The 18,973-nt window shown below is 61.5% G+C and carries 18 protein-coding genes; 7 read left to right on the top strand and 11 right to left on the bottom strand.

The genetic code is table 11. The features are described 5' to 3' along the window. Nucleotides 1-97: 97 nt before the first annotated feature. From OHL16_RS16460 to OHL16_RS16440, 5 genes are all read left to right on the top strand, one after another. Complete coding sequence (locus OHL16_RS16460; RefSeq protein ID WP_263368273.1) at nt 98-1,921, top strand: 1,4-alpha-glucan branching protein domain-containing protein; 1,824 nt, start codon at nt 98-100, stop codon at nt 1,919-1,921. 70 nt (nt 1,922-1,991) lie between these two features. After that, entirely contained in the window at nt 1,992-2,822 is an 831-nt protein-coding gene (locus tag OHL16_RS16455; RefSeq protein WP_263368272.1) for a hypothetical protein, read from the top strand. Continuing rightward, on the top strand, nt 2,819-3,487 hold the full coding sequence (locus OHL16_RS16450; RefSeq protein WP_263368271.1) for a class I SAM-dependent methyltransferase: 669 nt from the start codon (nt 2,819-2,821) through the stop codon (nt 3,485-3,487). Before OHL16_RS16455 ends, OHL16_RS16450 begins: the two co-directional genes overlap by 4 nt. A gap of 57 nt (nt 3,488-3,544) precedes the next feature. Continuing rightward, the gene (locus tag OHL16_RS16445; protein WP_263368270.1) at nt 3,545-3,715 is read left to right on the top strand and encodes a hypothetical protein; all 171 of its coding nucleotides are present in this window, start codon (nt 3,545-3,547) and stop codon (nt 3,713-3,715) included. 47 nt (nt 3,716-3,762) lie between these two features. After that, the gene (locus OHL16_RS16440) at nt 3,763-4,299 is read left to right on the top strand and encodes a SixA phosphatase family protein (RefSeq protein WP_263368269.1); all 537 of its coding nucleotides are present in this window, start codon (nt 3,763-3,765) and stop codon (nt 4,297-4,299) included. On the opposite strand, the gene OHL16_RS16435 is transcribed toward OHL16_RS16440, so the two are convergent. After that, the gene (locus OHL16_RS16435; RefSeq protein ID WP_263368268.1) at nt 4,251-5,810 is read right to left on the bottom strand and encodes a Ppx/GppA phosphatase family protein; all 1,560 of its coding nucleotides are present in this window, start codon (nt 5,808-5,810) and stop codon (nt 4,251-4,253) included. The two genes, OHL16_RS16440 and OHL16_RS16435, sit on opposite strands and share 49 nt — an antisense overlap. 223 nt (nt 5,811-6,033) lie before the next feature. On the opposite strand from OHL16_RS16435, the gene OHL16_RS16430 reads away from it, so the two are divergent. Next, complete coding sequence (locus tag OHL16_RS16430; RefSeq protein WP_263368267.1) at nt 6,034-8,055, top strand: ArnT family glycosyltransferase; 2,022 nt, start codon at nt 6,034-6,036, stop codon at nt 8,053-8,055. Between the two features lie 339 nt (nt 8,056-8,394). Next, the gene (locus OHL16_RS16425; RefSeq protein ID WP_396127218.1) at nt 8,395-10,275 is read left to right on the top strand and encodes an ArnT family glycosyltransferase; all 1,881 of its coding nucleotides are present in this window, start codon (nt 8,395-8,397) and stop codon (nt 10,273-10,275) included. Nucleotides 10,276-10,415: 140 nt separating this feature from the next. Here the strand turns inward: OHL16_RS16425 and OHL16_RS16420 are convergent, their stop codons facing one another. From OHL16_RS16420 to dnaK, 10 genes are all read right to left on the bottom strand, one after another. Continuing rightward, nucleotides 10,416-11,588 (bottom strand): glycosyltransferase, encoded by a 1,173-nt coding sequence (locus tag OHL16_RS16420; RefSeq protein ID WP_263368265.1) that lies wholly within the window; start codon nt 11,586-11,588, stop codon nt 10,416-10,418. A gap of 102 nt (nt 11,589-11,690) precedes the next feature. Next, complete coding sequence (locus OHL16_RS16415) at nt 11,691-12,077, bottom strand: MerR family transcriptional regulator (RefSeq protein WP_263368264.1); 387 nt, start codon at nt 12,075-12,077, stop codon at nt 11,691-11,693. Between the two features lie 7 nt (nt 12,078-12,084). Continuing rightward, nucleotides 12,085-12,318, bottom strand: a complete 234-nt coding sequence (locus OHL16_RS16410) for a hypothetical protein (RefSeq protein WP_263368263.1) — start codon at nt 12,316-12,318, stop codon at nt 12,085-12,087. Beyond that, nucleotides 12,296-12,613, bottom strand: coding sequence for a BrnT family toxin (locus OHL16_RS16405; protein WP_263368262.1), 318 nt, complete (start codon nt 12,611-12,613; stop codon nt 12,296-12,298). Before OHL16_RS16405 ends, OHL16_RS16410 begins: the two co-directional genes overlap by 23 nt. A gap of 76 nt (nt 12,614-12,689) precedes the next feature. Beyond that, nucleotides 12,690-13,469 (bottom strand): LolA-like protein, encoded by a 780-nt coding sequence (locus OHL16_RS16400; RefSeq protein ID WP_263368261.1) that lies wholly within the window; start codon nt 13,467-13,469, stop codon nt 12,690-12,692. Between the two features lie 141 nt (nt 13,470-13,610). Next, complete coding sequence (locus OHL16_RS16395) at nt 13,611-14,825, bottom strand: J domain-containing protein (protein WP_263368260.1); 1,215 nt, start codon at nt 14,823-14,825, stop codon at nt 13,611-13,613. Between the two features lie 57 nt (nt 14,826-14,882). Next, nucleotides 14,883-15,767: an Fpg/Nei family DNA glycosylase gene (locus tag OHL16_RS16390; RefSeq protein WP_263368259.1), complete on the bottom strand. Its 885-nt coding sequence runs from the start codon at nt 15,765-15,767 to the stop codon at nt 14,883-14,885. Beyond that, nucleotides 15,751-16,425 carry a DUF4145 domain-containing protein gene (locus OHL16_RS16385; protein WP_263368258.1) on the bottom strand — a complete coding sequence of 225 codons (675 nt, stop codon included), beginning with the start codon at nt 16,423-16,425 and terminating at the stop codon, nt 15,751-15,753. Before OHL16_RS16385 ends, OHL16_RS16390 begins: the two co-directional genes overlap by 17 nt. A gap of 12 nt (nt 16,426-16,437) precedes the next feature. Continuing rightward, nucleotides 16,438-16,608 carry a hypothetical protein gene (locus OHL16_RS16380; protein ID WP_263368257.1) on the bottom strand — a complete coding sequence of 57 codons (171 nt, stop codon included), beginning with the start codon at nt 16,606-16,608 and terminating at the stop codon, nt 16,438-16,440. A gap of 106 nt (nt 16,609-16,714) precedes the next feature. Continuing rightward, complete coding sequence (gene dnaK / locus OHL16_RS16375) at nt 16,715-18,637, bottom strand: molecular chaperone DnaK (protein WP_263368256.1); 1,923 nt, start codon at nt 18,635-18,637, stop codon at nt 16,715-16,717. Nucleotides 18,638-18,973 lie beyond the last annotated feature (336 nt).

Genomic DNA, 18,973 nt, shown 5'->3' with positions numbered 1-18,973 from the left:
AAGGCTGCCGCAGCATTTGTGCCTTCATCCTGGTGGTGTAGACTCGATTTCACCGAGCCCACCCAAACCAGATCGTCAACCGAGAGCGAGGTTCGTCTTGGCGCAGGCATCCTCCACCGCAGAGAAGCGACGACCGGCAGGCTATCTCACCTTCACCCTGCATGCTCATTTGCCCTACGTCGTCAACCACGGCACCTGGCCGCATGGCATGGAGTGGCTCCACGAGGCTGCCGCCGAGACATATCTCCCGCTTCTCCGCGTCCTGCGCAATCTTGAGCGCGACAAGATCCGTTTCAACTGCAACCTCAGTCTCTCGCCGATCCTGCTCGAGCAGTTCTCGCACCCGATCTTCATCGCGGAGTTTCCCAAATACCTCACCCGCAAGATCGTCGCCGCGCGCGAGGACGAGGCCTACTTCACGCAGTCCGGCGAAGCCCACCTCGCAGACACGGCCCGCTTCTGGCACCGTTTCTTCACCCAGGCGATCGAGGACTTCCGCGCCCTCAACGGCAGCATCATCTCCGGCTTCCGCCACTTCAACGACACCGGACTCATCGAGATCATCACCAGCTGCGCGACCCACGGCTACCTGCCTCTACTGGGAACCGACGAGAGCGTCCGCGCGCAGATTCGCACTGCTGTTAGCACTCACATACGCTACTTTGACCGCCCTCCGCGCGGCATCTGGACACCTGAGTGCGGCTACCGCCCCGCCGGCTCCTGGAACCACCCGGTCTCCTTCGCCGATGGCACGCAGCCACCTCCCAGCTTCGACCGCATCGGCGTCGAACAAGCACTCTCGGAGTCTGGCATCGACTTCTTCGTCGTTGACACTCATCTCGTCGAGGAGGGCCACCGTGTCCCCTCGCCCTACGAGCTGTTGAAGGGCGACGTCCCCGTCAACGCTCCAGCCGAGCAGATGACGCAAGCCTCCCATCGCACGCTCTATCAGCCCTACTACGTCGATGGCCCCTACGATAAGCAGCACGCAACAACGATCTTCCCGCGCGATCCTCGCACCGGCCTCCAGGTCTGGTCCGGCGATTTCGGCTACCCCGGCGACGCCCTCTATCTCGACTTCCACAAGAAGCGCTGGCCCGGAGGACACCGCTACTGGCGCGTCACCGGCCACAAAGTCGACATGGGCGATAAGCAGCCCTACTATCCCCAGCAGGCCGCCGAGCAGGTACAGACCCACGCTTCGCACTTCGTCCATCTCGTCCACGAAGCGCTCAAGCCCGGCCTCGGCGATGCCATTCCGCCTATCCTCTCCGCTCCCTTCGACGCCGAGCTCTTCGGCCACTGGTGGTTCGAGGGGCCGCTCTGGCTTGAGGCCGTCGCGCGTATCCTTCACGACTACAACACCGACGTGCAGTTCATTAGCGGTTCCGAGTACCTCGATCAATATCCCCGCGCCGGCTTGATCGCCATGCACGAGGGCTCCTGGGGAGCCGAGGGCAACAACAACGTCTGGATGAACCCGGACACGAGCTGGACCTACACCTACATCTACCCTGCAGAGCTCTACACCCGCGAGGTCGCAACCGCCGGCCTCTGGCGCAACTCCGCTCTCGGCAAGCGCATCGCACAGCAGCTCTGCCGCGAGCTTCTCCTGCTCGAGTCTTCCGACTGGCAGTCCCTCATCACCACTGGCGCGGCCCGTGACTATGCCGAAGTCCGCTTCATCACCCACAATGAGCAGTTCAACGAGGTCAAGGCCATCTGGCAGGCCTTCGAGTCCGACGGCAAGCTTACCGATGCGCAGGAGACGCGCCTCAGCGAGATCGAGGAGCGCGACAAAATCTTCCCCGACATCGACCCCGGCTTCTGGGCGGCAGGCGCAAAGCAGGAACGCGAACAAGCCCGGGGTAAAAACCCGGCCGAAGCCACTCCCCACTCCGCAGCCAAAGCCACAGCCTGAAAACACCAGGCGTTGCAGCCAGAGGAGCCATTCTCGCAACGAGCGCCAGGCATTAAAATCAGGTGTGGCTGTGCTTTCGCGAACCCGGTCGTCCCGGCGCACTCCTGCCTCGCCCCTTCAACTCTGGCACCTCCTCTCCTTCGACGCCCCAACTGCGGCCGCGACATGGACCTGGTTTCTCGCCACAGCCAACCACATCCATCTGCCCTGGACTTCGCCACTCGCTATGGCCGCCGCCGTCTGGTGCCTCTACGCAGGGGACCGCCTGCTCGACACCGAAGACCTTGAGCCGCGCCATCGCTTCCACCATCAGCACCGCGACGCCTTCCTCATCGGAATCGTTTTCGCATCACTCACACTTGCCGTTCTTCTTCCGCGCATTCCGTCCGAGAGTATTCACCTCTACCTCATCCTCGGCGGACTCGTCTTCGGCTACTTCGTCCTCATCCACGCCACGCGCAACGCGCATCGCCTGCCTAAGGAACTCGCCGTCGGTATCTGCTTCGCTGCCGCGACCTTTATCCCCACCGTCTCTCGCCGTCCCGAGCTCCGCCTCCCTCTGCTTGCGCCGGCGATTCTCTTCGCCGCGCTCTGCAGCCTCAACTGTCTCTTCATCTACGCTTGGGAGCACGAATCCGCTCACTCCAGCCATCCCCCCCATGCCACCACTCGATTCGCGCTCCGCCACCTCACGCTCTTCACAGCGGTCGTCGCCGTCCTGAGCGCCCTGTTGGCCCTCTTTGACCACCGCTGTCCCCGGCCCATCCCGGCAGCAACAGTTCTCTCCACAGCTTTGCTTCTCCTGCTCCATCATCGCCACCAGCGCTATTCCACAGTTACGCTAAGGGCCGCGGCCGACCTGGCGCTCCTCACCCCGCTCCTGCTCATCCCTCTCTTATGAAGCCGCGGCAACCCAACTTCGACCGCATCGCCCGCCCTTATCGCGCCCTCGAGCACCTCACGCTCGGCCGCGCCCTCGAACGCACTCGCCTTCACTACCTTCCTGCCGTCACCCACGCTACCAATGCTCTCGTCCTCGGCGACGGAGACGGCCGTTTCCTCGCGCATCTCCTCGCCGCGAACCCACGCCTTCACGCCACCGCGATCGATACCAGCGCCGCCATGCTCCGGCTCCTCCGCCAGCGATGCGATGCAGCCGTCCTCGACGCAGACCTGCGCCTCCGCCCCCTCCAATGCGACGCACTCGCCTTCACTCCATCCGAAACCTACGACCTCATCGTCACCCACTTCTTTCTCGACTGCCTCTCGCAATCCGAGCTCGACTCTCTCGTCAGCCGCATCGCTCCATCGCTCGCACCCCGGGCACTCTGGCTCCTCTCTGACTTCCGAATCCCACCCGGCCGGCGCGCACCCGCCGCGCGGGTCTTCGTCCGCGGACTCTACCTCGCCTTCCGCATCCTCACTGGACTGCGCGCCAGCCGCCTTCCCGATCACGCCACACCCCTCACTCGCTCCGGCCTCACCTGCATTGCCCGCCACCACAGCCTCGGAGGCATTCTGACAACCGAACTCTGGCAAACCCCTGCACCATCGCAGACGGCTTAGTCTTCCTTCTCATCGGTTCGCTGATGCGTCTATACTCTGACGTCTGGTAACTACGCCGTGGCAGACTTCTACTCCACCGCTGCTTCCTCGCCCGAGCCGACCCCGCCGGAGCCTGCCCCACATCCCCCACGCCCCGACCCAATCCCCGACCCGGAACCCGCCGTGCCTTCGCTCGACCACCCCGATCCCGGCGTCTTCCACCACGATCCTAAGAAACCCGATCACTAAAGCCGAGGCCTCGCCGCCTCCCCAAAACGCTGCTAAGATTCAGGCCTATGAACCTCTTCATCCTTCGGCACGCCAGCGCCGGAATCCGACGAGTCAATCCACTGCTGGACGTCAAACGCCCTCTCGATAAGGAGGGCAAGCGCCACTGCCTCCAGCTCGCGCATGTCCTCAACGCCCTGAAGATTCAGTTTGACCTTGTCGTCTCGAGCCCCCTCAAGCGCAGCCTCCAGACCGCGTCACTCGTCAGCAACGAAACCGGCTACGAGTCGCAGATCCTGCTCTCCAAATCACTGGCTCCCGAAGCCTCTCTCCAGGACTTCCACAGGCTTCTCTCCGACTGCCGCGACTACGAGAACGTCCTCGTCGTCGGCCACAACCCCAACCTCACCCTCTTCCTCAGCTCGCTCCTGGTTCCAGCCTCAGCCGCTGTCAACCCGCAGGTACGGCTGCGCAAAGGCACGATCGCACGCCTCTCCTACTCACGCAGCCCGGCCACGCTGACCTGGCTGCTCGACTCCCGCACCGTCCGAGCCCTCTACGCCACCTCGACGAAGAGCTCACGCCGGAAGATCTCGCGGAAGTAAGCCGCCTCCTTCTTCAGCGACCACGCCTCCAACTCCGCCCCGCCGCGCCCGGGAACCAACTCCAGCAGCACCCGTCTGGGATACACATGGATCCTCAGCCGCACCGTCGCGCTTGCCCTGTCCTGGTTCAGCGCCACCGCCAGCCGAAGCAGCACGATTCCCCGCACCACATGCGTGTGCTCCTCCAGCGGAATCGTCCGCATCACCCTGTCCATCGCGTCCGGCCGCGTCTTGCCCAGGTACCGTGCCAGCGCGCTCACAATCGCCCGCTGCTCCGGCGAAAACCCGAAGATCTCCGAGTTCGCCAGAATGTACTGCGTGTGTCGGTGATTCCCCTGGTGGTTCATGAATTTGCCGACGTCCTGCATCATCGCCGCCGACTCCAGCCACAGCCTGTACTCCTCCGGCAGCTCGTGCACCTTCGCCAGCGCATTGAACAACTGCACCACGTGCTCCCGCACCGGTTCCGTCAGCTTCAGGTCGATCCCGTATCTCCGGCAGACCTCCAGCACTCCGGCCCAGCGCTCACTCTCAATCTTCTGGTGCACTGAGGCCCGCAGATCGACATCGCCCAGCATCTGCGCCAGCACACCGTCCCGCAGCCCCAGCGGAGAGTATCGAAAGCTCTTCAGCCCCAACCGCTCCATCAGGTTCGTGTACACCAGCGCACCGCCCACAATGATCTCCGACCTCCGCGGCCCGATCCCCGGAATCACTGCGCGCTGCTCGTTCGTCATCTTCACAAAGCGGTCGGTAATCCGCCGAACCTCATCCGTCGTTGCAGTCAAAGCTCCCACGTGCTCCAGCCGCTTCTTTTGGAGCGTCTTCTTCGCGGCCGTCTTCCTCGCCGCATGACCACTGGCCTCGGCCAGGGCCGCAGCCGTTCCTGAGGTCGCAATCACCAGCCCCACCCGCGGTGCGCCAATCTTCCGCTCCGCCTTCTTGATCTCGCGATCGATCAACTGCTTCAGCCGCGCCACATCCTCCTTCGCCGGAGGGTCCGTCGGCAGAAACTCCGTCAGCCGCACCGCTCCCAGCGGCATGCTGACCATCGACTTGACCCGCCCTCCATCTGACAGCGTCACCTCGCAGCTTCCGCCACCCAGGTCGATCATCAGGCACCGGCCCCGCGCGCCCACCTCATGGGTTACCACTCCCAGGTGAATCAGCCGGCCCTCCTCCAGCCCCGAGATCACCTCCACATGCCATCCCGTCGCCGAACGCACCCACTCCGTGAACGCATCTGCATTCCGCGCATCCCGCAGAGCGCTCGTCGCCACCACGCGGACCTTGTCCGACGCGTGCATCTGCACCGCTTTATGAAACCGCTTCAGCGCGCGGATCGTCGCCGCCATCGCCTCCGGAGAGATCACGCCCGTCTGAAAGACGCTCTCTCCGAGCCGTGTAACCTCCCGGTCTTCATGCAACGTCTTCAGTCTGTGCATGTGGACCGAAGCAATCTTCAGCCGACAAGAATTCGACCCAATATCAACTGCGGCAAACGTCGGCATCGCCCGTCTGTATCTCCATCGTCTTGAAAGGGGAAAATCACCCCCATAAGCAAGATACATCCCACGCTCTGAAAAAGCGCGATGGTGGAAAACATTCACTATTTGTGTGAGATAGAGAAACTATCTATAGCCCCTGCTACGTCTTTTCAGACACTACCCCGGCCAGCGAACCGTCGCTTTATCCTCTAACCCCATTTATCCTTAAAGAGATGTGCCTTTAACAATGACAGAACAAGCCCTCCTCCAGCGCGCTGAACGAAACGACCTTGCCCCGGCCGTTCTCCGGCGCCCTTTTGCTCTCCTTCTGCTCGCCTCGCTCTGGCTGGTCGTCTTCTTTGCCTCCCTCTTCGCGCCGTCCATCCTCGACGACGCCGACGGAACCCACGCCAACGCCGCCCGTCACATGGCCCTTAGCGGAGATCTCGTCACCCTCAAGGTCGACGGCATCCGCTACCTCGAGAAGGCCCCGCTCCCCTACTGGCTCGACGCGCTCAGCTTCCGCATCTTCGGCTTCAATACCTTCGCCGCGCATCTACCTGAGGCCATCGCAGTTCTCCTCCTCGCCCTGCTCGGCTATCTCTGGGCCGACCGCGCATTTCGCGCCCGCACCGCGCTCTACACCGGCCTCGCCGTCCTTACCTGCGCCGGAGTCTTCCTCTTCACGCGCATCTACATCCCCGAGGTTTTGCTCTCGCTCTTCCTCTGCACGGCGCTCTACTGCCTGCTTACGGTGCTCAACAAGTCCCTGACCGTCGTCTCGACCGAATACGGCTCCTTCGCCTCGGCAACGCGCCGGCCCTCCCGCCGCAAGGCCTGGTACGCCTACGGCATGTGGGTCTCCCTCGCGCTTGCGGTACTCACCAAGGGTCTCGTCGCGCTCGTCTTCTTCTTCGGAGCAGCGACCGTCTACGTCATCCTGACCGGAACCTACCGCCGCGTCGCTCTCCTCAAGCCTGTCACCGGACTTCTGCTCTTCCTCCTCATCGCGGCTCCCTGGCATATCCTCGCCGGCCTGCGCAACACCGGAGGCATGAACGGCCACGGCTTCTTCTGGTTCTACTTCGTCAACGAGCACTTCCTGCGCTTCCTCGGCAAGCGCTACCCCATGGACTACAACAAGCTCCCCGGCTATCTCTTCTGGAGCCTCCATCTCGTCTGGCTCTTTCCCTGGAGCCTCTTCTTTCCTATCGCCTTCATCAAGGGCTTCAAGGTCTTCACCCAGCGCCGCTCCGCCTCGCACTACGCGCTTAACAAGCTCCAGAGTCTCGACCACCACGACGAGATCGACCGCGGAATCTTCCGTTACGTCCGCTACTCCGTCGATACCTTCGCCACCCGTACCACGCTGCTCCTCACCATCTACGCCACTCTCGTACTCCTCTTCTTCTCAATCTCCACCAACCAGGAGTACTACACCTTCCCCGCCTACCTTCCGCTGCTCATGCTCATCGCCGCGGCCCTCTCGCGCGCCGAGATCGCCTACGACTCAACCCCCTCCTTCCGTCGCTGGCTCACTATCGCCCACGCCATCCTTACAGTCGTCGGCGTCAGCGCGGCGGGGGCGCTCGCCTACGGCCTTTGGAGCTCGCGCAATCTTCCCTTCGTTCCCGACATCGGAGACCTGCTCGCCCACCGCGGTGTCGGCGACTACACCCTCTCCATGTCGCACTTCTTCGACCTCACCGGCCCCAGCTTCGCTGCGCTCCGCCTTCCCGCCTCGCTCGCCGCGCTCGCCTTCGCCATCGGCCCGGCGGTCGCGTGGATCCTTCGCGTTCGCCGCCGCCATCTCGCCTCGACCATCGTCGTCGCGCTCACCAGCGCCGTCTTCCTCATCGCCGCGCACATCGCCTTCGTCCGCTTCGCGCCCATGCTCTCCTCTCAGGACCTCGCCGAAAAGATTCAGGAGCTCGAAGACGACCATCTAATCTCCCGCGACAACCGGGTCCTCATGTACGGCGACCAGTCCTACGGCTCCTCCATCCCCTTCTATCTAGGAGAAGACGTCGATCTCGTCAACGGACGCTCATCTTCCATGATCTTCGGCTCCACCTTCCCTGACGCGCCTCCCATCTTCCTCAACTCAAACGATCTGCTCAGGATATGGGGAACTGGCGAGCGCAAAATCCTCTTCGTACCGCTTGAAAAGCGCGACGAAGTCGACCATCTGCTTGGCAACAATAGGATTCTGCTCGAAGAGACCTCCGGCAAGGCGCTCTTCACCGACCGCCCCCTGGACCATCCCTGATGACCTACCCAAACTTGTCATTGACAACGGCCATCTGACCCCGCAGAGTTGAGGAAAAAAGTAAAAACAGAAAGCTCTCACCTCTCCTCGCTCCGAGAAACGCCTTTGCCGATTCGAGTAGACCAATTCGCCACCACCCAGACGTTTCTGGTGGCTGAGGCCACACCATCACTACGGCCTGCCACCACTACCACCATAGCTCCGTCCAAAATCCGCGACTGGAGCCCTAGGTCGGTCGCGATTCTCGTCTTCGCTTGGTTTGTCTTACAGATCGGCGGCCTCTTCTCTCCCGGCCTTCTCGACGACGTCGACTCAATCTACACCGAGATCGCGCGCGAGATGCTCCAGCGCCACAACTTCGTCACTCCCTATATCAACGGCGTGCGCTTCTTCGACAAGCCCCCGCTCATGTACTGGATGGCCGCCGGCTCCATGAGCATCTTTGGTCCTTACGACTGGGCCGCCCGTCTTCCCCTTGCGCTCTCTGTCCTCGCTCTGCTGCTCGCCGTCTACGCACTCGGCATCCGCCTCTTCCGCTACGTCTCGCCCGCCTCCAGTCCCGACCGCGGCGGCTTCTACGCCGCCCTCGCCATGGCCACCGGCATCGGCCCCTACCTCTACACGCGCTTTTATATCCCGGACATCCTGCTCGCCCTCTGGATGACCCTCGGCGTCCACCTCTTCCTCATCGCCCTCGAAAGAGTCCAGTCTGAGGAGCCGCGCAGCCGGATGCCCCAGGTCTCGCATCTGAGACCTGGGTTTCGCAGGATATTCGGGTCTTCCCTCTTCCCCTGCCTCGCCTTCGCCGCCGTCATGGCCCTCAATGTCCTCACCAAGGGACTCATCGGCCTCGTCTTCCCCGTCGGCTTCGCCGTCTTCTACCTGCTCATTACGCGGCAACTGCGTCTGCTTCCACGCCTGCATCTCATTTCGAGCGCCGCGGTCTTCCTCGCCATTGCGGCTCCGTGGCACATCCTCGCGGCCCTGCGGACCCCGCCCATTCCCCTGCCCGTTGGCCTCGGCCTGCCTGCGCACGGAGGCTGGGCCTGGTTCTATCTCTACAACGAGCACATCGCCCGCTTCCTCGGCCGACGCATCCCGCACGACTACGGCCAGGTCCCCATCCCTCTCTTCTGGCTGCTCTCCGCCATATGGGTCATGCCGTGGGCGGCCTTCCTTCCCGGAGCAATCCGCAACGCCGTCCGCACTCTGCGCAACCGCTCCCGTCTCGCCTACGACGACCCCGCCGCATCGCAGTGGGTCGGCGAAAACGAAGCCTCGCTCTCTCTCCTGCTTTGGGCTGCCCTCGTCCTCGGCTTCTTCACCGCCTCCAGCCGCCAGGAGTACTACAACCTCCCCGCGCTTCCTGCTCTTGCGCTCCTCGCCGCCGGCCTCCTCGCCCGCGCCGACGCCGCCGTCGAAGCCTCGCGGAACATCTCCGCCGCGAACTACCTCTCACTCTGCAACTCACCCATCGAAAGCGACACCACCGCCTGCAGAAGCGCCCTCGCGTGGTCACTCTACCTCCTCGCCCCCATTACCACGCTCATCGCCCTCGTTTGTGGCTACTTCGCCATCGCTGCTCCCCGCTCCGCACCGGGCACTGACATCGCCTCGCTCATTGCAGCGAACCCAGAGTTCTACAATCTCTCCCTCGGCCACCTCTTCGACCTCACCGGAGCCGCCATGGGACTCTTCCGCGGACCGCTCGCCGCCGTCGCCATCGGCATGATGGCCATGGGCCTCGGAAGCTACCTCTTCCGCCGCCGCGGCCTCACGCTCGCGGCCAACCTCACCCTCGCCGCGGCCATGGTCGTCACGCTGCTCGCCGCCCATGAGGGCCTCGCGCGCTTCTATCCCATCCTCGGCTCAAAGGGGCTGGCGTTGACCATCGACGGCGTCCAGCAGGCTCGCCCGCGCCCCGACGACCTCATCCTCCTCGACGGCGAGCTCACCTCTGGCTCCACTCTCGTCTTCTACACTCGTCAGCAGGTTCACCTCATCAACGGAGATGTCAACGGCCTCTGGTACGGCTCATTCTGGCCGGACGCCCCACACATCTTCGAGACCGAAGCCAGCCTCCGCCAGCTCTGGTCAGGCCCACGCCGCATCTTCCTCTTCACCAACAACCCCACCGCCCGCACCCGCGACCTCGCCCCCTACGGCGCGACCCACAGGCTCGCGTCTGCAGGCGGCAAGACCCTGCTCTCAAATCAGTAAACTTCTTCTCGTTTTTATTGAGCAGTCGGCCGAATGCAACGACGACAGGACAACCAACTTTGCGCACTCCGCGAAAAACTTCGCGCACTTTGCGTTCGTCTTTTCGAGACGTCGACGGCTCCGCAGCAGTCGCAAACCCCTTAAGGAACCTGCTTATACCGCCCGTCCGGCGTGATCAGATACTGTCCGCCGTGATAGTGCACCTTCGCAGGCAAATAGCTCACAAACCAGATCACCCAGCCCAGCAAATCCCGCAGAGGATAGATCAGCGCCTGCCAAACCCACCTCGGCTCTCCCAGGGCCTTCAGCATCACGCCAGCCTGCACCCACCGGTTCACGCAGCTTCCCAGCAGCCATAGCGCACCCAGCTCAGGCCGTCCCGTGAGAACTCCCCACGCAAGCCCCAAAAGCCCGAACGGAACGCTGAACGTCAGCCCCGTCCCCAGATGTCCCGCAGGACGCGATCTGCGCGTGCTCTGCATCCACCGCAACTGATTGCGAAACGACGCCGCAAACGACGTCTCCGGCACCACCAGCCGAATCACCTGCGGAGCCATGATCACTCCCTGCCCCTGCTCCGCCAGCCGCTTGCCCATCACATAATCTTCCGCCTGATACTGCCCCAGGTCCTCATATCCACCGGCATCGTAGAAGGCCTTTCTCCGCTGCACTACCACCACTCCCAGCGCGAACTTCGTGCCGCCCTCCACCATGTCCGCCACCAGCACGCCCGAGCCCATCTCGACGCTCTTGCCCACCGCGTCCAGTTGCGTCGCCAGATTAGGCACGTCCGCCGTCCCCAGGTACAGACACGACGCCAGCGCCAGCTTCGGATCCGCCAGCGACTGCACTACCCTCCGCAGAAGATCCCGCTCTACTCGGGAATCCGCGTCACTCGTCACCATGTGCTCGTTGCGAGCCGCCTCCGCCATCACACCCAGCGAATACATCTTCGCGTTCGGATACTGCGGCTCTCCACACGTCAGATACCGAGCCTGCACCTGCGGATGACGCGCGCCCACGGCCTGCGCCAGCCGCAATCCCTCGTCCGTCTCATGCCGCGCGCAGAACAGCAGCTCAAACTCCGGATAGTCCTGCGTGAAGAACGACTCAAGATTCTTCTCGAGCCCCGGCTCCTTCCCATGAAGCGGCTTTAGCACGCTCAGCGGAGGCAGAAACTCCCCCACGCGATCATCACGCCGCCGGCGCAGCCAGAACCGTACCGCCGCGATCACCACCATCAGCAGGTAGATCGTCGAAGTGACGGAACCGACCGCCGCAACCCAGAAGAGTATCCGAAGGAACAAACTCATCGCACCATGCCAGGTCCAAAACTCACCAGCCAGCCATCAAGTTTATCCCAGGAAGAATCACGCCGGTCCCGCCAAATCCAAGCGCCCCGCATCGCTAAGCCGCTACTTCTTCTTCGGCATCACCACCGGTCGCCGCAGCGGAACCAGCCCTGCCGTTGGAGGCTGCTGGTGCTGCATCCGCGACAGCATCTCCGTCCGAACGTAGTCGACGAACTCCTGCATCTGCCGGTTCATCTCCTCCATGCGCTCGCGCATCTGCAGCACAATCGCGATCCCCGCGATATTCACCCCCAGATCGCGCGCCAGGTTCAGGATGAACTCCAGCCGCTCCAGGTCCTCATCGGTATAGAGCCGCGTATTCCCCTCGCTGCGCGAAGGCCGCAGCAACCCCTCGCGCTCATACAGCCGTAGCGTCTGCGGATGAATCTGGTACATCTCGGCAACCGCGGAGATCATATATGCGCCCTTGTTCTTCCGCTTCGTAGCCATGGCCAATCTAACTCGCCTTCTTCTGCGGCTTGGTCCTCATTGCCTGTGCGCCGGCCTTCAGCAAGATCCGCAAAGCGTCATTCACCGCTTCCTCGCTGGGAAACGCCTTAAACAGCTCCGGCTCAATCAACACAAGATTGCTCCCCTTCGCAAACTTGGCAGCGTAAGGATTCCGCACACCCTTGGAGAAGTCATACTCAGCCCGCATCTCATCCGCGTCAATCTTGACAGCCTTCTTCATATGCCTTCCTTTCCCTAAGGGTCGCTCGACGCGCGCTGATGATTCGTACCCGCTCGCTTCGTTCCACTAAGACTACTACCAATAATCGCCTAAGCCGTGACCGTCCAACAAGCAGGAATCTTGATTCATCTTCCGAATGATCCGGATCGCCGATCAAAAGGCCATCCTCATCTCCGAATACGGTCGCCGCCTCACCAAAACTCACGCCGTGCTTATGCAGATTAGACGCTGCCTTCGCGCGATTCCATTCGAACAGCGTTCCCTCAAAGTCGAACCGCTCTGTCTCTCCTGGCAAAATCCTTCAACCTCATATCGATCTTGAGTTACTGCTCAAGATTAGCCCGAAACGGTATAAATCTACCGTTTCGTCCCTATTGATTGAACCCCGCACCAATAAGCTGAGCCGTAGTCGTCGTTGCCCGCTTCTCACCCTTCGCAATGACCTGATACGTCCCGTACTCGATCATCAGCCTCGCGTCTCCGCCGATCCGCACATGGCTCGCCGCCACGCTCTTCTCCGGCAGCCAGAATTCGCCATGCCGCTCGTATCTCCAGTCAAAGCTCGCCCAGCTGATCCACCACGACGGACTCTTCGCCGGTTCGCCCTGCACCCGCATCACCGCGTAGTCGTCCTCGCTCACCCACACCCGCCCGCGATAGGTAAACGTGCTCGCCACCTTCGGCGAAACTTGTAGCACCCACGCCCGCACACCATCCACCGGCTCCTGCCCCACCAGCTCGATGTTGTAATTCTCGGGAGACAGCATCATCTGCATCCGGTTCGCCTTCTCCGAAGCCTCCTGCTCGCTCTCCACCATCTTGCGCAGCACCCGCTCGCAGATCATCTTCGACCCGGACTCCTCAACGACCGTCAGCCGCTTCTGCCCCGCCCCCATTTGACCCGAACCCAGATACTCCGCCCGCACCACAATCTCGGCATGATGCTCCCCGCCCGTCCCCTTGTACTCCACCCGATACCTCCGTTCCGACGTATAGCTCTCCAACTCCGCCTGCCGCTCCGCGTTCTTCGCCATCATCCGCGTAACGATCTCGTCGGCCGTAGGAGCGACCGGTTCCTCAGCCCGCGCACCCCGCAAGCCAACAAAACACACCGCACCCGCCAACACCAGCCCGCCCGCCAGATGCCGCATGGAACCACCTCCGTACTAAGGCAATTCCATAACGGATGCACCATTTCTTGTGCAAATATCTGATGTCATTCCGAACATTTCTTCGTGAACAGGGGCCGACCTGATCCGCGTCCATCCCTGTCTTCCGCGGTCGTGGCCTTGTTAAGCCTTAGCGAACAGCTCCTCTCGCGGATCCTCCGGATTCAGCCTCGCCAGCTCGCGCAGAATCTCTTTCGACCGCTCATCCTGCACCTTCGGCACGACAAGCTTCACCTCGACGATCTCGTCCCCACGGACGCCCTCACGCGCAGCGCTCGGCACACCTTTCTCACGCATCCTGAGCTTCTGCCCGCTCTGTGTCCCCGGCGGAATCTTCAACTGCGTCCGTCCATCAATCGTCGGGACTTCGATCTTCGCTCCAAGCGCCGCCTCTGCAATTGCAACCGGAACGGTTACATGAATATCGTCGCCCACCCGTGTAAACACCGGATGCGTCCCCGCCTTGATGATCAGGTACAGATCGCCCGGCTGCCCGCCGTTCAATCCGGCATTGCCCTTGCCTGCCAACCGAATCCGCTGGCCGTCTCTCGTCCCCGGCTTGATACGAAACTCGAGCTGCTCCTTCTTCGTCACCACACCCTCGCCGTGGCACGTCGAACACGCATGATGCACCTTGCCCGAGCCGCCGCACCGCGGGCACTGGATGTTGAACTTCATCCTCCCGCCCATCTGCGTCACCTGGCCCGTGCCATGGCACTCCGGACACTCCGCGCTCCCGCCCGTCGTTGACTTGCCTTTGCAAGTCGGGCAGACCTCCTGCCGCGTAATCTCAAGCTTCGTCACACCGCCGCGCACCGCCGTCCAGAAGTCCACACTGATCTGGTACTCGAGGTCGGTCCCCGGCTCCGGTCCGCGCGCCTTATGGCCGCCGCCCGTAAACATTCCGCTGAAGATGTCGCGAAAGCTCCCGCCAAAGCCGCCGCCCTGCTGCTGATGTCCCCCGCCCGTCGTGAAGTCTGAGAAGTCAAACCCACCAAAGTCGAACGGAACCTCCTGAGCGCCACCGCGTCCACCCGCGCCCGCGCCTGGAAATCCACCACCCGAATACCCTCCTCGGGCCGCTGCCTCCGCAGCCGCCGGGTCGATGTTGTCCGAGTAGAAGCCGAACTGGTCATAGATCTTCCGCTTCTTCTCGTCGCTCAGCACATCGTTCGCCTCGGAGATCTCCTTGAACTTCTCCTCGGCCTTCTTGTCGCCCGGATTCACATCCGGGTGATACTTGCGCGCGGCCTTCCGAAACGCCTTGCGAATCTCCTCCGCCGTCGCCGTCTTCTTGACCCCGAGAGTCCCGTAGTAATCCTTAGTCTGTGTCGCCATAGCCTCTTACCATTCTGCAACCGGCACGGGTTCTTCCGCACCGGAAAAGCCTCCAACTCACTCCGCCTGGCACGTCGGGCACCAGAACAGATTCCTCCCTGCCATCTCCTTCTTCATCACCGTGGTCCCCGACACAAAACAGGGCCGCCCATTCCGCCGATACACATAATGAGCCTCTTCCTTCAGCACGGCTCCCGTCTTATGCGGCCTGTCCTTCGGCTTCGTCGTCACAATCCTCCGATCAGCCATCCCCGCCCTTATCAGCGGAGCCAGATCCTTCCACATCGCCCGCAGCGTCTTCTCCGGAACATCCTTCCCCGCAACAAACGGGCTCAGCCGCGCACGAAACAGCAGCTCCGCGCGCAGGATGTTCCCCACTCCCGCGGCCACCGACTGGTCCATCAGCAGCTCGCCGATCGGCTTCCTGCTCTTCGCAACCTTTGCGATCATCCTGTCCGGCCCGTCGCCGTTCAGAGGATCGGGCCCCAGCCGCTCTACCAACTCATCCCACTTCTTCTGCGTGTAGATCGAGCAGTCCATCGGCCCGCGCAGCTCAACCCACGCAACCTTGTTCGGCTCGATATGCCCTGTCCCGTCATCCTCCGAGTACCACGCATGCCGCTTGCTCACACCCGGCACCGCCGGCTTTTTGATCGCCGCCGCATTCCACATACGCAGCCGCAGCGCGCCTTTCACCGCAGGCAGCGACCCGGAGCCCTCCGTGAAGTCGCCCTGCAATCCAAGATGCACATGCAGAATCCGATCCTTCCCGAAGTCATACCCCAGGTGCTTGCCAACAGCCATCACGCGCTCAAGCCTGCGGCCATCAATCACATCCACATCGGCAAAGCGTCCCTGTGGCCCATCTGCCCGAACCACCTTGCCAGCAAACGCCGCCGCATGACGCTCGGCCCAGCGATGAATCTCATTCCCCTCCGGCATTCACAGTGTCCTTTATATTTGCCGTTCGATCTCGCCTTTCGATTGCTTCTAGTACAGATTGAGGTAGTCCGGCGTATGCCTTACGAAGGCGCTCTTCTCTGCCAAATAAATCATCCACGATCGAATTCACGACCTCGAACATATATCGCGCAATCTCGTCCGTATCCCCCTCAATGATGTCTTTTGGATGAACAGAATTATTTCCGATTACGCGAACTACATCTAGAGCCTTTTGAGTTTGTGGAGATAGCCCATCAATCACTAAATTCCCTATGTCTTTGTTCAGGTTTTCGCCAGACTGACCTTTATGAATACATATCTTCTGAATGCAGAGCCGGAGTAACGCGCATGCAGATCTAGGAGAAATAGAAAGAACATTTCGAGCCTCCTCAAAAACTACCTTTACGTCATCAGGCATGTGATCGGTAGAAAGGGGAGCTGTCGATTCCGCTTTTGGGAAGACCAACGTGTCGCGATACCAAACAGTTCGTTCCTGACAGTTAAGACATTTTCCGGTAAGAAGTCCCTCTACCGGCTGCCCCGGTGAACCGCGAGATGTATCAATCGCCTGATGCCAACCCTGCTGTGAATTGACAAGACAGAACGGACAAGTAAATGAAGCTGCGCGAAACTTCATACCTACAATTTCTGCCTTCAACTTTCTCCTCCCTCAGTTCCACACCTGCTGAATCGGCATAGCCTCAATCTTCAACACGAGCTCAGGAGCCACCCCGGACAACCTCCGTGCAAACTCTCTTGCCTGGTCCTCGCTCGTGAAGACCTGCTGGGCCTGCATCTTTCCCCCGAACCATTGCTCGCACTTCCATACCATGTTCGTCATGACGCACCTCCCGTCGCTTTATACAGAAGGGCGCTCCCAACAACTTGCGAGGAGCGCCCGGAAAATCTACTGCAACTAATAACCCGCAACGAACAACTGAGTTGCTTTACTTCTTCTCGTCTACATCCACGTACTCGGCGTCGATTACGCCTTCGTCCTTCTTCGCCTCTTCGTGCGCTCCGGCAGCAGCGCCAGCCGAGGCCGCGCCGTCGGTGCCAGCCGCCGAGGTCGCCTTGTACATCGCCTCAGCCAGCTTGTGGCTCGCAGTCGTTAGACGATCCTTCGCCGCATTCAGCTCACTTGCGCTCGGAGTTCCGGCCAGCGTCTTCTTCGCCTCTTCCAGCGCGCTCTCAACGTCGGTCTTGTCCGAAGCCGCAACCTTCTCGCCCGAGTCCTTCAGCATCTTCTCGACGTTGTAGACCATCGAGTCGAGCTGATTGCGAGCCTCAACCTCCTCGCGCTTCGCCTTGTCCTCGCCAGCGTGAGCCTCAGCCTCCTTCGCCATGCGCTCAACCTCTTCCTTGCTCAGGCCCGAAGAGCTCGTGATTGTGATCTTCTGGTCCTTGCCCGTCGCGTTGTCCTTCGCCGTGACGTTCAGGATGCCGTTCGCGTCGATATCGAAGGTCACCTCGATCTGCGGTATGCCACGCGGAGCTGGCGGAATCCCCGAGAGCTTGAACTTGCCCAGAGTCCGGTTCTGCGCCGCCATCGGACGCTCGCCCTGCAGCACATGCACCTCGACCTCGGTCTGCGAGTCCGCCGCCGTCGAAAACGTCTCCGTCTTCTTCGTCGGAATCGTCGTGTTCCGCTGGATCATCCCAGTCGCCACGCCGCCCATCGTCTCAATCGACAGTGTCAGCGGAGTCACATCCAGCAGCAGCAGGTCCTTCACATCGCCAGCCAGCACGCCGGCCTGCACCGCCGCGCCAATCGCGACGACCTCATCCGGATTCACACCCTTATGCGGCTCCTTGCCAAACAGCTCCTTCACCAGTTGCTGGATCTTCGGCATACGAGTCTGCCCGCCGACCAGCACGACCTCATCGATCTTGCTCGCGTCCACGCCCGCATCCTTCAACGCCTGCTTGCACGGCCCAACCGACTTCTGCAGCAGATCATCGACCAGGCTCTCCAGCTTCGCCCGCGTCAGCTTGCGAACCAGGTGCTTCGGCCCGCTAGCGTCCGCAGTAATGAACGGCAGATTGATTTCTGTCTCCTGCGCCGTCGAAAGCTCAATCTTCGCGCGCTCCGCGGCATCCTTCAGCCGCTGCAGCGCCATCTCATTGCCCTTCGAGGTCAGGTCAAGACCCGACTCGCTCTTGAACTCGGAGATCAGCCAGTCAACAATCCTCTGGTCAAGGTTGTCGCCGCCAAGGTGCGTATCGCCATTGGTCGACTTCACCTCAATCACGCCCTCGCCAACCTCAAGGATCGAGATATCGAACGTACCGCCGCCGAAGTCATACACGGCGATCGTCTCGTCCTTCTTCTTGTCGAGGCCATAAGCCAGAGCCGCTGCCGTCGGCTCATTCACAATGCGCTTGACGTCGAGCCCGGCGATCCTTCCTGCATCCTTCGTAGCCTGGCGCTGCGCGTCGTTGAAGTACGCCGGAACCGTAATCACGGCCTCCGTCACCGTCGTCCCCAGATAATCCTCAGCCGCCTTCTTCAGCTTCTGCAGGATCATCGCCGAGACCTCAGGCGGGGTGTAATCCTTGCCCTGCGCGCTCACCGCCACATGGTCGCCCTGCTGGACCACCTTGTACGGCACCATCTTCATCTCGTCGTTCACTTCATTGAAGCGGCGGCCCATAAAACGCTTGATCGAGTAGATCGTGTTCTCCGGGTTCGTGATCGCCTGCCGCTTGGCCACCTGGCCCACCAGACGCTCCCCGCTCTTCGTAAACGCAACGATTGACGGCGTCGTGCGCCCGCCCTCGTCATTCGGAATCACCTTCGGCTCGCCGCCTTCCATCACGGCCACGCACGAGTTCGTGGTTCCTAAGTCAATACCAATAATCTTTGCCATCTCAAGCACCCCATCAGGGCCGAAGCCCACCAAATTAACTAACCCAAGACTCTCACCTTGAGTCACTTATTGTCAACCTATCTGATGTTTCAGACCTTAAATAAGTTTCACACTGCCCACATCGAGCTATCACCCTTATTTCCCAATACTTACACTTGACACGCCATAGGGGCTCCCCTACTATCGGGCTGTCAAAATGCCCTTGTTTGAGATGCCCACAACAAAAACCCAAGTACTTCTACCTCTCGTTCTGGTCTCGGCTCTCCTCATAGGCTGCGGCACTAGCTCCTCGGTCTCCACACCTCCAATCTCCGGCCCCTCTACCCCAACTACCCC

It is taken from the genome of Edaphobacter bradus (genome assembly GCF_025685645.1).
In the GTDB taxonomy this organism is placed as follows: domain Bacteria; phylum Acidobacteriota; class Terriglobia; order Terriglobales; family Acidobacteriaceae; genus Edaphobacter; species Edaphobacter bradus.
This window is presented reverse-complemented; position numbering and strand designations above follow the sequence as displayed.

Bases quoted from the DNA above. Each gene is read 5' to 3' on its own strand.
- OHL16_RS16450 (WP_263368271.1), top strand. From the start codon at position 2,819: ATGAAGCCGCGGCAACCCAACTTCGACCGCATCGCCCGCCCTTATCGC.
- OHL16_RS16415 (WP_263368264.1), bottom strand. From the start codon at position 12,077: ATGGCTACGAAGCGGAAGAACAAGGGCGCATATATGATCTCCGCGGTT.
- OHL16_RS16430 (WP_263368267.1), top strand. From the start codon at position 6,034: ATGACAGAACAAGCCCTCCTCCAGCGCGCTGAACGAAACGACCTTGCC.
- OHL16_RS16400 (WP_263368261.1), bottom strand. From the start codon at position 13,469: ATGCGGCATCTGGCGGGCGGGCTGGTGTTGGCGGGTGCGGTGTGTTTT.
- OHL16_RS16410 (WP_263368263.1), bottom strand. From the start codon at position 12,318: ATGAAGAAGGCTGTCAAGATTGACGCGGATGAGATGCGGGCTGAGTAT.
- OHL16_RS16395 (WP_263368260.1), bottom strand. From the start codon at position 14,825: ATGGCGACACAGACTAAGGATTACTACGGGACTCTCGGGGTCAAGAAG.
- OHL16_RS16420 (WP_263368265.1), bottom strand. From the start codon at position 11,588: ATGAGTTTGTTCCTTCGGATACTCTTCTGGGTTGCGGCGGTCGGTTCC.
- OHL16_RS16380 (WP_263368257.1), bottom strand. From the start codon at position 16,608: ATGACGAACATGGTATGGAAGTGCGAGCAATGGTTCGGGGGAAAGATG.
- OHL16_RS16435 (WP_263368268.1), bottom strand. From the start codon at position 5,810: ATGCCGACGTTTGCCGCAGTTGATATTGGGTCGAATTCTTGTCGGCTG.
- OHL16_RS16390 (WP_263368259.1), bottom strand. From the start codon at position 15,767: ATGCCGGAGGGGAATGAGATTCATCGCTGGGCCGAGCGTCATGCGGCG.
- OHL16_RS16440 (WP_263368269.1), top strand. From the start codon at position 3,763: ATGAACCTCTTCATCCTTCGGCACGCCAGCGCCGGAATCCGACGAGTC.
- dnaK (WP_263368256.1), bottom strand. From the start codon at position 18,637: ATGGCAAAGATTATTGGTATTGACTTAGGAACCACGAACTCGTGCGTG.
- OHL16_RS16425 (WP_396127218.1), top strand. From the start codon at position 8,395: ATGCTCCAGCGCCACAACTTCGTCACTCCCTATATCAACGGCGTGCGC.